The sequence below is a fragment of the Arcicella aquatica genome, assembly GCF_034928825.1.
GTDB lineage: Bacteria > Bacteroidota > Bacteroidia > Cytophagales > Spirosomataceae > Arcicella > Arcicella aquatica.
The window spans coordinates 21388-37253 of the sequence record NZ_JAYFUL010000001.1 but is presented as its reverse complement, the minus strand read 5'-3'; the positions used below and the strand labels follow the sequence as shown (position 1 = coordinate 37253).

Here is a 15866-nt window from a genome sequence, read left to right as displayed (position 1 = left end):
TAAATTGTAATATTAGTTGAGGAGTGTGTTTTTGAAAGGCTCACTCCTCAGCTTTAAATTATTCGGTTCTCAACCTAACGATAATATTCTTCAAATAACTCATCTCTCCATAATGTGTGTTTTCATGTAGGAGAAAAAATGAAACTTGGTCGCCCACTGTATTTCCTGCGGGCAATTTATAAGGACTTTCGATATCCCATCTTTCTTGGTTTATCTCAGCTAATAAGGCTATAATTCTTTCACCTCTTTGTTGAAAAGTAGCTACTAGACTATCCAAGGGCGGATACATTTCATCCTCCAACAGTGCTGTGCCTGGTGCGAAGGTTATACGTTCGTTATGAAAAGTTGAAAGTTTTTCAGATGGATTCAATAATTTGATAATAGTATTCCTAACAAAAGTTAAATGTCCGAGCTCCCATGTAAAATGGTTTACCTTATCATAAGGACGAAAAAAGGCTTCTTCTTGATTAATTAAACTAGCCAGCTTAGTGATTCTACTATTTGACAGCGCAAAGCCTTTTTGTAGGAAGGGTATTAATTGCATGTTGATTGTGTTTGATTGACATTCCCTCAAATTTAGAAGAAGAATATTAAAGTCAAAGCGTGCGTAGGAAATCTTCAAATAATATGACTTTTCTGAAACCTTGTTTTCGTAAACCTTCGTACAAAGGTTTATCTCTTGTCAAAAGAGGTAAATCTAATTGCATTGATAAAGCTACATAAGTTGTATCTTTCAAATCAATTTTTTGAAGAAGGTGCATAGATTTGCCTAGGCTTTCTTGCTTTAGAACATATTGAGGTAAAATTGTGATTTTAGAAAATACAAAGTAACTCCATTGCATGAATTCCTCTTCTTGCATTTTAGTTCTATTCTTCAAAGTATTTTTATACTTTTCAATTTCTATTAAAACAAAATCAGGAAGTATAAAATTATAATAACTTAAAAGAGGTCGGTAACTTGCCTTTCCACTTATTAGTATACTCATCAGAATATTTGCATCAATTACAAACTCATTCATTTTTGTGCAAGATATTTATGTTCCTCCTGTTGCCAAGCTAAATTTCTTGATACTTGCCACTCTTGGTCATTTTCAAGGTCGATAGACTCTAAGTCGTTTAAAATGTCTTGTGCAGCAAGTTTAATGACATATTTTTGCACAAATTCCTGCAAACGTTTGTCAATTTCTTTGTAACCAAACGTTTGAACAAAAGTATCTTCTAATTGTATTTTGAACTCTACCATTGTGTAAGTATTTAAGTACCAACAAATTTACTGATTATTTTGTTGTTTCTGAGAAAGTAATGAATTGATTTACAGAACTAGTTTAATTATAAAACACCGATGGCATGACTTCAAGTCATGCCATCGGTAAATGTTAATAAGTTACATACCTTACAAACTATTTAACACATAAACGCCTCCTTTAGTCGTTTGAAAATCATAAGCATCAAATGCTTTGGCTTTTTTCAAGGTCGATTTTCCTGCTAATTTCAATTGATTTGGCGTTTTAATACTACAAATTCCACCTATTGACGAACGAATTACTAATTGTGTCACCTGTTTATTTTTCCAAGTAATATCTACTTCAAAACCACCACGAGCTTTCATCCCTTTGATTTCACCATCTTGCCAATCGTCTGGAATAGCAGGTAAAATGTTAATTAAACCATCTTGACTTTGGATAATCATTTCTGAAATACCAGAAGTACCCCCAAAGTTACCATCAATTTGGAATGGAGGGTGCGCACAGAATAAATTTGGATAAGTACCACCACCTTTGTTGTAATTAGTACCTTCCATACCCGTTAGTTTCAATAGTTCACGCACTAGTTTATAGGCATGGTTACCGTCATGTAGCCTAGCCCAAAAGTTTATCTTCCACGATTTACTCCAACCTGTGCCGTCATCACCTCTAATTTCCAAGGTCTTTTTAGCTGCATTGGCAAACTCTGGCGTACGAAGTGGAGAAATTTGGCGACTAGGGTGCAAGGCAAACAAATGTGAAACATGACGATGTTGTGGTTCTACATCTTCCCAATCTTTATACCATTCTTGCAAGTTGCCTTTTTTGCCAATGTGTAAAGGGAATAGTTTTGCTTTCTTAGCAATCAATTCTTTTCTGAAATCAGCATCAATGCCTAATTTCTCTGATGCTTCGATAGTATTGGTAAACAAATCCCAGATAATACCCATATCCATGGTAGAAGCGATAGAAACTGAGCCTTTTTCTCCTTTTTCAGTAATAAAAACGTTTTCTGGTGACGTAGAGGGTGCCGTCACTAAATATCCGTTTTTGTCTTCAACGAGCCAATCCTCACAGAAAATCGCCGCTCCTTTCATTAAGGGATAAGCTGTATTTTGCAAGTAGTTTTTATCACCAGTAAAAGCATAATGTTCCCAAAGGTGTTGACTTAGCCATGCACCACCCATAGCCCAATTGGCCCACGAAGGTGACCCTTTGCCTTTATCACCCACAGGATTAGATAAAGCCCAAATGTCTGAATTATGGTGAACCGTCCAACCACGGGCATTATAAAAATTCTTGGTTGTTTCTTTTCCTGTTTTAGCCATGTAGCCAATCCATTTTAATAATGGTGTATGCAATTCAGATAAATTACACATCTCAACCATCCAATAATTCATCTGTGTGTTGATATTGGTAGTGAAATTGCTACTCCAAGGTGGACGAACCGAGTTATTCCAAATACCTTGTAGGTTGGCAGGTATGCCATCAGGACGAGAACAGGAAATCAATAGATAACGACCAAATTGGAAATAAAGGCTTTCTAAAGCAGAATCCTTGGCTCCATTAGCATACTGTATCAATCGTTCGTCGGTTGGTAAATCTACAGCAGGGTTTCCATTCAAAGAGAAGCTCACACGCTTGAAATACTTTTGATAATCTGCAATGTGTGCTTTTTTGATGGCATCCACGCTGAGTGGCAATGCTGCCTTGAGGTATTTATCTGCAATGGCTTTTTCATCTTTTCCATCCGAATCAGGACATTTATCAAAACCATTAAAACTACTGCCTACAGAAATAATCAATACGGCTTCGCTAGCGTCTGAAATAGTGATGCCTTCAGCAGTAGTGGTTGCTTTGCCATCTGTCGATTTAACTTTAATTCTCCAGTCAAAACGAACACCTCCGCAACCTGTAGAGTCTTTATAAATAACAGGTACAGCATTGTAACCTACATAATTAGGGTCGGCATGCGCAGGAGTTTTACCTCTAACAACTAATTCATTTACCCCCAAAACAGAATTTTGAACGGGGTGTGGCGAAGTAGTAGAAGCGGTAAAATTTAATGCTCCTTTTGTACTAGCTTTCAAGCGAATAACCATCACTTGGGCAGGTGCTGAGACAAAAAACTCACGTGTAAATTCTGTATCACCTACTTTAAAACGTGTACTGGCAGTAGCTTCAGCAATGTTTAAATCTCTGTAATAATTGCTTACTTCTCCTTTTAAATCTTGTTTCAAAAGCAAATCACCCAATGGTTGATAAGCCTCTGAATAAAGTCCTTGTAATTTATGCGTAAGTTGTTCTCCTTTTTTATAGTCTTCATTAAAAAGCGCTTCTCTTACCTGTTGAAGATACTTTGGTGCTTCTGGATTGGGATTAGGGTTAATAGGCTTCCCTGACCAAAGTGTTTGTTCGTTGAGCTGAATCAATTCGTTGGAAGGTCTGCCGAAAATCATTGCTCCAATACGCCCATTACCTATAGGCAAGGCTTCATTCCAATTCCGAGCAGGTTGTTTGTACCAAAGCGTAAGATTCTTTTGGGCAAAAGAGCTCACCGACGATAACAAAAGCGCAAAAACAAAATACGTTTTTTTCATAATTGATTACTTTGAGAGATATTTGTTTGTAATTGAGTGATTTAGTGAATGGTGATTTAGTGATTTCACATTGTGAAAGATAATTACAACTTATTGTAAAAATTCACTAATTCACTCAATCACTAACTCACTCAATAACAATTGCTTAATACATTTTCTTCAGCCCTTCCCAACGTACTTTCCATTTGCCATTTTTAGGTATTCCAGGATTAACTGTTTTACAACCATCATACCCTGCACACATCATGGCTACTGCTGATAGTAAGCCACCATTCCCTGGTAAATACAAACGCAAGCGAGCATCTTGATAATTATGTCCGTTGGGTAAATAGGTATTCGTTCTGATGTCCATCATGAGGGCATCCACCGCTTTTTCAGGCTGTCCTAATCTAGTAGCAGTCATGGCTACCATCGGGAAATCCCAACCCCAAGTATCATCCCAATGCCATATTTTCCATACTTTATCGAAAGTGCTTTGCATAGTAGTCATGTTTAACATCGTACTGGCAGGCAACATTCCTAAGGTACAAAGCACACTCGGGTGGTCGGTTAAAAACACTGGATTAGTATAAGAATCCTTAGCGCTTTCTGTAGCTAAATACACTCCATCTTGTACGGGTAGGGGAGATAGTTTTTTCAGCACATCATCATATTTAGCATTTCTTTTCAATCCTAAACGTTCGCGCCAAGTTTGGGCTGTCGTCAAGGCCCATTGCCAATAAGCCAACTCGTATGTCGGATTAAAAGTCTCTTCTGGTTTAAATCGCTCTTGAGCAGGAATTACTCCTTTGCCCAAAATATACCGACCTTTTTCAGCATCGAAATAAGCATACGACGCCATAAAGTCAGCTGTTTTAAACACTAAGTCTTTATACTTTTCTAAAGTGGCTTTATCTAAGTGTTTACGATAAGCCAATTCTGCAAACGTAATAAAATGAGGCTGTTGCCAAAGCAAATAAGCTCCTACTGACGATGGTGCTTCTTTCCCATCTGGGTCAGTCATTTTTTGCCAACGAACACCTTCAAAACCTTGTCTTTCTGCAATAATTCTAGCTTCTGGTTCTACTTTTTTGTACCAAGCCATGCTTTTTTCAAGCAAATCGGTTCTGTTCCATAAAGCAAAATGAACACCATGCCACCAGTGCATTTCTAAATGCGGTTTGCCAAACCAAGAATTATAAGTCAAGCCTGTCTCTTGTGGAGGCTCGTTGTTTGCACACTGAATTTTGGTAAGATATTGCGAAAGAATGATTCTTCGCTCCAACTCTTTTGCTCTTGGGTCGGTACTTCCTGCAAAGTCCACGACTCCCCCAGTACTCCAAAAAGTTCTCCAAGCTGTTTTTGTACTCAATAAAGTGGTAGTAAAATTTGGAATAGTTTCTTTCGGAAGCTTTTCAGAGAACAATACACTAAATTCAAGCGTATTTTCTTTCGTATCTGGACTCACCACAAAATAATGGGCTTCGCTTTGTAGTACATTCGACGCTTGGCTACTTTCTACCTTGATAAAGTATTCAGTATCATCTAATTGATGGTTGAAAACGAATGATTTGTCAGTTGATAATATCAACGAAGACTGGTGTTTGTCGGCATTCTTCCAGTTATTTCCTTCATCTGTAAATTGGTTGGTTGGGTAGGGTAGGCGTAAACGGTATTTTAGCTGACCAGTTTTTAATAATTCAGACTGCACTTTTACTGAAATCAAATCTTTTTGTTGGTGAGCAACCGTAATTACTTTAACAGGAATTCCTTCTACCGCAAATTGACTGGTGATTTCGCCTGTATAGACATTGAGTGTTTGATGAATATTGGTTAAATCTTTTGGTTTTACGCTAGAACCGTCTTTTTTGAAGAGTTCAAAGCCTAGGTTGCCCAATTGTAAACGATGAGGGTTTTGGCGTAGGAAATTATTGGCAGCCTTTGCACGCTCACTATTTGAGGCCTGTACGGCATACGGTATTTTTCTGCCGTGAGAATTGATTTCTTTAAAGGTCTCTTCTATCTGATAGTTTTCTGTATTGGGGTAGCGATGCCAGCCCCAAACAGATTGAGTACCCAACGAAATCCCTTTGGCATAAAAGTCAGGAAAAGTCTGTAATCCAGTGATGTCGGTAGTGAAAGCAAAATCTCCATTGCCCACAGACAATGAGGCCAGCGTATCAATTTTGGATAATACAACCGTGTGGCGTTGAACCAAAGCCTTTCTGTCGATTTTACCTTGTGCAAAAGTATGTTGGACAAGTAAAGCGTAAATGCAAATGAAAAATAGTTTTAGGTTTTTCATAGACTAGATAGTTGAGAATTAGTGAATTTTAAATAATTTTATCTTCTGCGTAAATCAGCGATAACAATCAGCGTATATCAGCGGGAAAAATAAACCCGCAGATTCCCGGAGATAACAACCCGCAGATTTTGGAGATTTTTATTTATCTGCGTAAATCAGCAATAACAATCAGCGTATATCAGCGGGAAAAATAAACCCGCAGATTCCCGGAGATAACAACCCGCAGATTTTGGAGAGTTTTATTTATCTGCGTAAATCAGCGATAACAATCAGCGTATATCAGCGGGAAAAATAAACCCGCAGATTCACGGAGATAACAACCCGCAGATTTTGGAGATTTTTATTTATCTGCGTAAATCAGCGATAACAATCAGCGTATATCAGCGGGAAAAATAAACCCGCAGATTCACGGAGATAACAACCCGCAGATTTTGGAGATTTTTATTTATCTGCGTAAATCAGCAATAACAATCAGCGTATATCAGCGGGAAAAATAAACCCGCAGATTCACGGAGATAAACAACCGCAGATTTTGGAGATTTTTATTTATCTGCGTAAATCAGCGTTAAAAATCTCTGTAAATCAGCGGGAAAAAAATAAACCCGCAGCATTAAAAAAGCACAGATTAAGTCATCAATCTTCACATTGATAAACATTAAAACTGTGCTTCTTTATGATACGACTGCACTCGAAACTCTGCACTCAATTACATTCTATATACACAAGATAAATTGGTAACTACAGGAGAATTATCTGGATTCGTATCCATAATGTCACCCATAAATGCCCACCATTTTTTCATGATTTCAGTTTGTGGTAATTCGTCAAGCGTATGATTATCTACTCTTTTCTGAACAGCAAACAAAACTCCAGACGCTTCATCCAAATAAATGGCATATTCTGTAATACCAGACTTTACTAATAACTCAGATAATTCTGGCCAAATTTCATCGTGACGTTTTTTGTATTCTTGCTCAAATCCTTTTTTGAGCTTCATCGTAAAAGCAATTTCCTGCATTTTTTTGAGTTTATGAGTTTAAAGTTTATGAGTTTAAGGTCTATCAGCCTAAAATGTATGGGCTTAAAGCTTTTCACTCATAAACTTTAAACCCTAAACTCATCAACTCTATTTAGATTTGTGAAAAATCTGTTGGTGTTAAGAAATGAATTTCGGCTTTGGTCATCGCGTGGTCGTATTCAGGAAGTCCTTTGATACGATTCCACTCAGAGTCTGCCCCAAAAGCCTTCCAGTGTTCATCTCTAGATGCCTTGTTATCAAAAGTGGTCATATACACCAAATTTGGCTGTTTGCCACCAATGATAGTCTGTGCATAAAACACAGGATTAAATCCTAGTCTTACAAAAATATTGATTTCCCCACCTTCGTTGAACATGTGGATTTTACTTAATCCTTTTACCTCGCTGTGGCTTTCGTACAAACGATATTCATATACCCTTTCAGCCTTTGGTGCAGTAGTAGTCGGAGCTTTCAATTTCGACCAGTCTTTAAAGGCTACCGATAGCGAACTTTCATAACGTTCGTAAGCAGGCGTGGCAAAATTGGCATCTAAATACGCTTTTGCCGCTTGTTGATATACTGCATCAGTAGCTAATTTGCTCGCTATTTTACTAAACTGGTCTAACGATTTATAAGGAATCAATACATACAGCTTAATGCCATCTTTCTGGTCAGCTTCATTAAAAACACCTACGGGACTAATTCCTAAACGATTGAACGCAGGAATAGCGGCATCTTTGAAATAATCTTCTACTACCTTTTTCTGCTCTACGCTTTTGAAACTATAAACCCTGGTTTCGTAATACTCCGATTGAGGCTTGGCAAAAGTTAAGCTAGTAAAAGTGGCGATAAACAGGTAAATAGTGAAAATCGAGATACGTTTTAACATGATTGATATATTGTTTAAAATGGTTGAAAATACAAATCTGTATTCAACGTATCTCAGTCTCAAGCCTTTATTTCAATGATTCCACAGGCGTTAAAGTTACTTTTTCTAATAATCCAGATTCCTTTGGTTCCCAGTTTTTAGTAGTAAAATAGCCTTTGTCTCCTAGATTTTGTTTTAGTCTTGCTGATACGTTGATGTTATAAAACTTCTGCCAAACTATGCCCTCTGCTTCCAAAGCCGTTACCCTGTTGGCCATTGAATTCGATACTTTTACTTCTAACACATTTTGTGCTTTTAATAAAGTAGTTGGCACAAAAACTTTGTAAGTAGGCCCTAATAAAGTACCTAATGATTTCCCATTTAAAGTTACCGAAGCACTTTCTGCTACTTTACCTAAGTCTAACAAATAACCTTTGGCAACAGTTTTAGGCTTCGCAAAATTTAATTGGTATGAAGCTGTTCCTGAAAAGTCTTGATATTCCTTCCCTGCCTTTGTCCACGAGCCTAACTTATTCGTTTCAAGTGTTTTTGGTAAAGTTGGTCCACCATCCAAGAATGATATTTTCCATGTACCTATCAACTCTACAGCCTCGGCGCTTGCTTTCCAATAAGGATATTCAGCACCTTTTTCTACTGCTTTTAATGTTTCAAGAATGCACGATTCTCCTATTGCTAATTGCAAATACACTTCATTAGCATTTCTGAACTTTGCCATGCCCAATGCTGCGGTCATAGGATTGTACAAAGCCGCAGATTTTGCTTCAACTTCCAATTTTACCCAACCTTCAAAAGGTTTTCCAGACTTGTTATTGATAAAGTAATAATTGCCTTTCGCACTGGTTTTTCTAACAAACTGCAAGCCACTGTCGGTCATCGTTTCACGATACACTTTCGCATAAGTCATCATGGCTTCTAAATCGTCGCTCAATAAAAATGACCCTTCGCCAATCTTAGCTTGGCTTACTTTGTCGTTTACTTTGGCAAAATTCAATACTGCTAACAATGCCTTAAATTTCGCTCTGCGTTCGTTTAAGTTGCCTAAGCCCGGTACATCAGCAGGCAATTTATGATGAACAACAATCGTAGCTCCTTGTTTTGCTAACTGCACCAATTTCTCCAACGTTTCCAAAGGTACTTGCTCGCTCTCTGCCAGTAGTACTGTTTTGTAGGCAACGCCACCAGTAATAATTTGCTGATTTTGAGATTGTAGATTAGCAATTTGTTTATCCGAGATAAAATCGAAGCCATAACCACGGTCAATCATCTTTTGAGCTACCTCTTTGAAGTCGGTTCCGTTAAATTCAGGTGTTACGCCATCAAAGTGTTCTAATAAACCTTTTGGAGAAGGCTCAGTAAGACGGTCTGTAATAGGGAAATACAATAATACGTCGTTATTAGGTTTGCTATCTTGCAAAAATGCCTGTGTACGAGCAATGTAACTATTCAAAGTCGAGAAATTCTTCCAGAAAGGGTTATGTGGCGTAAAGTGTACGGCTGCATAAAATAACCAACCCGGAAAAGCTTCGTCTTTTGGTGAATAGTTAGTGCCATGATAGAAGATATGGTTTACACCACCCACCAAGAATAAGTCTAATGCTTTTTTTACATCACTTAATGACGATAGGAAATGCTCGTTTTCCCAAGTGGCAGATTCTGATGACGTTAGTTTCTTGCCTAATACGTTGGAAGCTGATGAGGCAAATTTGATTCTTAATAAATCTGTTCCTTCAATCTCTGGAATATCGACTAAGCCATATAAATCAAGGGTATTAGCAGGTGAACCATGTGCCTGATTTCTGACAATCTTGCCACGGGCATGTGCCCATTTAGCCCATTCGCCAGTGTATTTTTCCAGAATTAAATCCCCGATTGTCGTTCTATAATCAAACAATACCCTATGGTTTAAATCTGTATTTTCTTTACTGAAAAGGTTCGGTAAATAGTTTCTTAAATCGTAGCCTCTTCTTTGCTGAAATTCTTGGAATAAATTTTCTGTCCAGTCTGACTGTCCACGCGCATCATCTACTTCGTAAGAATCATTGAAAAAAGCACGCATGCTCGAAACATCCGTGTTAGCAAAAGCCTTGTCAAATTCCTTTAAATAATGCTGAATGGCTTTTTCTGAAAAATGGTCGATTACATCCCCTTCACCACCTGGACCAGCACGTTCTACCATTTTGCCATGCCAACCTTGGAAGACAGCATACAGCTTCCAGTTACCTTTAGGAGCTTGCCAGTTTAATTGTCCCATAGCACTAACCTCAGCCGTCAAATTTAGCACCTCGCCTTTATCCGAATAGGCCATCAGGGTTTGTAATGGCAATGGTCTTTCATACCTTACTTGGTCTATCGCTAATTCTTGAAGATTCTCATTCTTTGAAACAGGGTATTTTAATTCTGAAACAGTTGTTTTTTTAGGCAACACATATCGTAACAATGGTGCTTGTTGAAAGGTAATCACTTCTGAAAGTTTTTCACCTTCTTTTAATTGATATGTTTTGAAATTGACATTCTTACAAGCATCTTCTGGTGTTACCCATCTGCCTCCAAAAGGCCAGCCCGAAGCATTGGCAAGGTCTATACCTAAACCCAAGCGAGTACCTTCATTCAAGGTATGCTTGAACATCTCTACCCACTTTGGGGAAAGAAAATCAATAAATTTCGATTCTTCACCTTTTACACCATATATCGGTGTAATCTCTAAACCGCCCAGACCTGCTTTCTGGTAGGTTTCCATATTATATGTTAAATCTTTGGGATTAACTGCGTTACCTTCCCACCACCAGCGTGACCAAGGTTTGGTTTGTTGTGTGATAGGTTTCCACTTTGCTTGTCCGAAACTTAAAGAGCAAGTAATTGATAAGAGAAAAAAAGTTTGAAAAGCTTTTGTTGATCTATGCTGTTTCATCAAATATGGTTTTTATTTCTTGCAAAGAAAAATCAACGACTTACCTGAAGCATCCTGTGATGTCATGCGTTTAGTAATATTTTCTGAAAATATATAATTTTTTAGAAGATACATTTTTGTAAAACTCAAGCATGATTTTCGAGTGCTGTGGCATCATTAAAAAATAAATGAAAAATATTTTTTAAGCCTTTCTCATCTGCCCTCCAGTTTGAATAATGGTAAAATACATAAATGCCAAAATTAGCTTCGGATGGATATAGTTTTTTTAGCCTTTTAATTTCATGGAAATACACCATTGATGATTTTATGGCAACGTTCCCGATAACGATGACATGCTAAAATCGTTGTATTTTTCTTATAAAAATGAGATATTATTAAATAACCTCTATGATGTCAATTTTAGTGATAAATATTGTAAAAGTACAAATTGTAATTGCCTTTAACTTTCTTGCTTTGTTTGATTCTTTTCAGTGAGTAAGCTATAGCAGGAAGGCACAGGATAGTGTTTTTTCTTTGATAATCAATATTTGTTATCAAATTTATACATTTTAAATTTGTATTTCAGCAACGAGATTCTTTATTAAATATTTTTTCTTTATAAGAATATTTACAAAATTGACAGTGAAGCTGTTTAAACTTTCCGTTTCTGAGGTGAAAGTATTGTATTTTTGGATTGATTTTTTCAACATTTGCGAAGCATAGCATCGCTACGTTGAGTAAATTTTGGAACAAGCTATTCTAAAAGACTTAGTTTAACCCGAAAGGGAAAGTTTAAACAGCTTCAGTATGTGTTTTCAACATGACGGAAACATGTAGCAATATACTTGATAGTTCGCTCACTAGTTTTTGATTGAAAATAACAAAAGCATTATAAAATAGATTTTTTGGTGTAAAGACTAAGCCCTGCTGAGAGTATGTTCGGCAGGGTTTCTTATACTTAAAAGGAGTTATTATACAAGCATACTGAGGCGTTGTATTGTCTAATAAAGAGAACCTAAATCGACAAATCATTAAAATTATCTTTCAAACTTATGTTTAAACATTATTGCTTTATTGTATGCTTGCTAGTGAGCAATATGGTCTCTGCCCAGAAAATCTCATTGGCTGGTGATTGGCGTTTTAAAACTGATTCAACAGATATTGGCGTAAAAGATAAATGGTTTAATACTAAACTTCCCGAAACCATCAAATTGCCAGGCTCGATGCTTGAAAATGGAAAGGGCAACCGTGTAACGATTAATACACAGTGGACGGGTAGTATATACGATAGCTCATGGTATTTTAATCCACATTTAGCTAAATACCGTACACCCGATAACCTAAAGTTTCCTTTTTGGCTGACACCTGCTAAATATTATGTTGGGGCAGCATGGTATCAAAAAGAAGTAAATGTGCCTAAAAATTGGTCGAACAAACGCATTGTGTTGACCTTAGAGAGACCTCATACTGAAACCCGTGTTTGGGTTGATAATGAAGAAATAGGCTTAGAAAACTCGATGTGCGTGGCACAAACCTTTGATTTGACCGATAAGCTTTCTACTGGAAAGCATTCTATCTCTATCAGAGTGGATAACCGTATCAAAGCTATTAATGTAGGAAAAGATTCACACAGTTTAACCGACCATACCCAAGGAAACTGGAATGGCATAGTAGGCAAAATAGAATTAGAAGCCGAAGGTAAAATTTGGTTTGACGATATTCAGATTTACCCTGACTTGAAAAAGCACATAGCTCAAGTAAAAATCGTTTTGAAAAATGGATACAAAAAGCCTATTAACGGGCAAATAAAAATAAAAGCCCAAAGTTTCAACAGCATTAAATCACACACACCCAATTTACTTGTAACTGATTTCCAGATAGATGACCAAGAGAAAAGCATTACTATCGACTATCCGATGGGTGATGATTTTCAAACTTGGGATGAATTCACCCCAGCCTTGTATCATCTATCTGCTGAAATCATTGTACAAAAACAGGTACAGTCTGCCCGAAAAGTACAGTTTGGGATGCGTGATTTTGCCATAAAAGGCACTCGTTTTGAAATTAACGGTCGCCCTATATTTTTAAGGGGAACCGTAGAAAACTGTCAGTTTCCCTTGACGGGCTATGCACCAATGGATGTAAAATCTTGGGAGAAAGTTTTCAGAACGGCCAAGGCTTATGGATTAAACCATTTTCGTTTTCATTCATTCTGCCCACCAGAAGCGGCTTTTATCGCTGCCGACATAGTGGGGATTTATTTACAACCCGAAGGCCCCAGTTGGGCCAATCATGGTTCGTCTTTGGGCGATGGGCATCCTATCGACCAATTTATCATGGACGAAACCAACCGTATGGCAAAAGCCTACGGAAATTATGCTTCCTTTTGTATGTTGGCTTATGGAAATGAGCCAAGAGGAGGTAAACAAGTAGATTACCTAACCAAATTCATAAACTATTGGAAGACTAAAGACCCTCGTCGTAAGTACACTGGAGCATCAGTAGCCATGAGCTGGCCTTTAGTCCCTTCCAATGAATACATGATTAAATCGGGACCAAGAGGCTTGCCTTGGAACAAGCTACCGAGTAGTAATGAAGACTTTGCGGATAAAGTAAAAGATTTTAAAGTACCTTATCTGACTCATGAATTAGGGCAGTGGTGTGTATTCCCGAATTTTAAGGAAATTAAAAAATATACAGGGGTTTATAAAGCCAAAAACTACGAACTTTTTGAAGAAGACCTGAAAGATAAAGACATGGGAGACCTTGGCGAGAAATTCTTTTTGGCTTCGGGAAAACTACAAGCATTGAGTTATAAAACTGAAATAGAAATGGCTTTAAGAACGCCTATTTCAGCAGGGATTCAAATGTTGGGACTAAACGATTACTCTGGTCAGGGAACAGCATTAGTAGGTATCTTAGATTCATTCTGGGAAGAGAAAGGCTACATCACACAACCAGAATTTGCACAGTTTTGTAATACCACCGTTCCTTTGGCACGTATTCCAAAGTTTGTATATAAGAACTCAGAAAACTTTGAAGCCAACATAGAAATGTATCATTTTGGGAAAGAAGCTTTAACAAATGCAACAATTTCGTGGCAAATTCTGGATGGAAATAAGCAAGTAATCGCTAAAGGGAAATTTGATAAAACGAATATTCCAATTGGAAACAATTTCACTATCGGTAATGTAACTTTCCCATTGAGTAATATTCAGAAGGCTCAGAAATTAGTATTTGAAGTACGAATTGATGATACCAACTTTAAAAATAATTGGGAGTTTTGGGTATATCCAGAAAAGCTACCTACCGTCAATACCGACCAAATTTACTTCTGTAAAGAGTTGGATGCCAAGGCTGAGGAGGTTTTACAAAACGGCGGAAAAGTATTTTTAGAAGCCGCAGGGAAAGTAGAAAAAGGCAAAGAAGTAGTCAACTATTTTCAGCCTGTATTCTGGAATACCTCTTGGTTCAAGATGCGCCCGCCACATACTTTAGGGTTTTTGGTTGACCCCGCCCATCCTGCGTTCCAAAATTTCCCTACCGAGTTTCATAGTAATTTGCAATGGTGGGAAATTGTCAATCGTTCACAGGTGATGTTATTGGATAGTTTTCCAGCAGGCTTTCGCCCTATTGTTCAGCCAATAGATACTTGGTTTTTGAACCGTAAATTGGGTTTAATCTTAGAAGCTAAAGTAGGAAAAGGTAAACTGATAATCTCAAGTGCCGACTTAAGTTCTGACCCTGACAAACGTTTTGTCGCTAGTCAATTATTATACAGCTTGAAAACTTATATGAATTCCGAGCAGTTCAATCCATCTTCTTCGGTGGATATCAATGAGATAAAGGCATTGTTTGATAAAAATTATAAATCAACCTTCAAAACTTATACAAAGGATGCACCCGATGAGTTGAAGGTTAAGAAGCCTACGGCTAATTAAACAGAAATGCTGTCACTCATGGCATGACTTGAAGTCATGCCATGAGTATTTTTTCAATCCTTATCACTAGCGAGGGACTTAAGTCCCTCGCTAGTGATAAGGATTGAAAGCTTTACACTCCCACCTCCAATTTATACCCTTTCCCATGTTGATTTGTAATTTTCACAAGGTCATCCTTCTGCAATTTTTTACGAAGTTTCGATACCAACACATCTAAATTTCTACTTATCACAAATACACCCTCATTTTCCCAAACCTCCTTCAAAAGCCGTTCTCTTTCAATCAATTGATTCTGATTCATGGCAAATATTGCTAATAGTTTTGCCTCTCTTTCAGACAGTTCTATCGTTTCATCATCCAACTTCAGGATGCTTTTATTAGGATAAAAAGCATATTTACCGATACTAGTATAATCTAAAACAGGCGGTGGAGTAGGGGTAGTGCTTTTTTTACGGTTAAAATAGTTCCCCCGCATAAAATACCCGACTATCCCCAAAGGAATTAACAACAATAGATAATTGTAAAGACTGAAAGATTTTGCTTTCAAAAACTCAATTTGAATCATATAGCATCCTACGGGTTGTTTCCTGCCCAAGCAAGGCAAAATATTATCCGTTTTAAAACTTACTTCGTAGGCAAAAATCAATTCCTTATTGCCGCAATCTATCACATTTACGATGTATTCGGTGGGTAAATTAGTCGATTTTAGTTTCTTATCTACCAAGCTTACAAGCGTATCAGACACAAAGGTGAAATTGCTCTGAAAAGTAATCTGGAAGGTATTGTCTTTGATTTTCTTGATGGGCAACACCCGAGACGTTGAGTCTTTAGCATGGAGCAATAACTGATGCCCGATGTCCCGTAGCACCACTATCAGGTGTTTTTCTGCATAGTCATCATTTTTATTGGTAGTAGTAGCCATAAAAAATAACGAACCAATCACCAGCACAGCAAATAGTATATAAAATTTTGTTTTCATAATCAGGGGCAATTTAAAGGATAA

Annotated in this window: 10 protein-coding genes; 1 reads left to right on the top strand and 9 read right to left on the bottom strand. The window is 37.4% G+C overall.

Going from position 1 to position 15866, the window contains the following annotated elements:
• Window positions 1-58: 58 nt before the first annotated feature.
• The 8 genes from VB264_RS00140 to VB264_RS00105 form a co-directional block, all read right to left on the bottom strand.
• Window positions 59-544, bottom strand: a complete 486-nt coding sequence (locus VB264_RS00140) for a DinB family protein (protein WP_323245999.1) — start codon at window positions 542-544, stop codon at window positions 59-61.
• A 52-nt stretch (window positions 545-596) separates the two neighbouring features.
• Entirely contained in the window at window positions 597-1019 is a 423-nt protein-coding gene (locus VB264_RS00135; protein ID WP_323245998.1) for a PIN domain-containing protein, read from the bottom strand.
• Window positions 1016-1243: a hypothetical protein gene (locus tag VB264_RS00130; protein WP_323245997.1), complete on the bottom strand. Its 228-nt coding sequence runs from the start codon at window positions 1241-1243 to the stop codon at window positions 1016-1018. The genes VB264_RS00135 and VB264_RS00130 overlap by 4 nt, the downstream gene beginning before the upstream one ends.
• A gap of 150 nt (window positions 1244-1393) precedes the next feature.
• A complete protein-coding gene (locus VB264_RS00125) occupies window positions 1394-3844 on the bottom strand; it encodes a glycoside hydrolase family 95 protein (protein WP_323245996.1) in 2451 nt (816 codons plus the stop codon).
• Between the two features lie 145 nt (window positions 3845-3989).
• Window positions 3990-6128: a hypothetical protein gene (locus VB264_RS00120; RefSeq protein WP_323245995.1), complete on the bottom strand. Its 2139-nt coding sequence runs from the start codon at window positions 6126-6128 to the stop codon at window positions 3990-3992.
• 706 nt (window positions 6129-6834) lie between these two features.
• Window positions 6835-7146 (bottom strand): L-rhamnose mutarotase, encoded by a 312-nt coding sequence (gene rhaM / locus VB264_RS00115; RefSeq protein ID WP_323245994.1) that lies wholly within the window; start codon window positions 7144-7146, stop codon window positions 6835-6837.
• A gap of 112 nt (window positions 7147-7258) precedes the next feature.
• Window positions 7259-8035 carry an NIPSNAP family protein gene (locus VB264_RS00110; RefSeq protein WP_309914333.1) on the bottom strand — a complete coding sequence of 259 codons (777 nt, stop codon included), beginning with the start codon at window positions 8033-8035 and terminating at the stop codon, window positions 7259-7261.
• Window positions 8036-8102: 67 nt separating this feature from the next.
• Window positions 8103-10943: a glycosyl hydrolase gene (locus tag VB264_RS00105; protein ID WP_323245993.1), complete on the bottom strand. Its 2841-nt coding sequence runs from the start codon at window positions 10941-10943 to the stop codon at window positions 8103-8105.
• A gap of 1031 nt (window positions 10944-11974) precedes the next feature.
• On the opposite strand from VB264_RS00105, the gene VB264_RS00100 reads away from it, so the two are divergent.
• The gene (locus tag VB264_RS00100) at window positions 11975-14863 is read left to right on the top strand and encodes an exo-beta-1,4-galactosidase (protein ID WP_323245992.1); all 2889 of its coding nucleotides are present in this window, start codon (window positions 11975-11977) and stop codon (window positions 14861-14863) included.
• Between the two features lie 112 nt (window positions 14864-14975).
• On the opposite strand, the gene VB264_RS00095 is transcribed toward VB264_RS00100, so the two are convergent.
• Window positions 14976-15842 (bottom strand): helix-turn-helix domain-containing protein, encoded by an 867-nt coding sequence (locus VB264_RS00095; RefSeq protein WP_323245991.1) that lies wholly within the window; start codon window positions 15840-15842, stop codon window positions 14976-14978.
• Window positions 15843-15866: the final 24 nt, after the last annotated feature.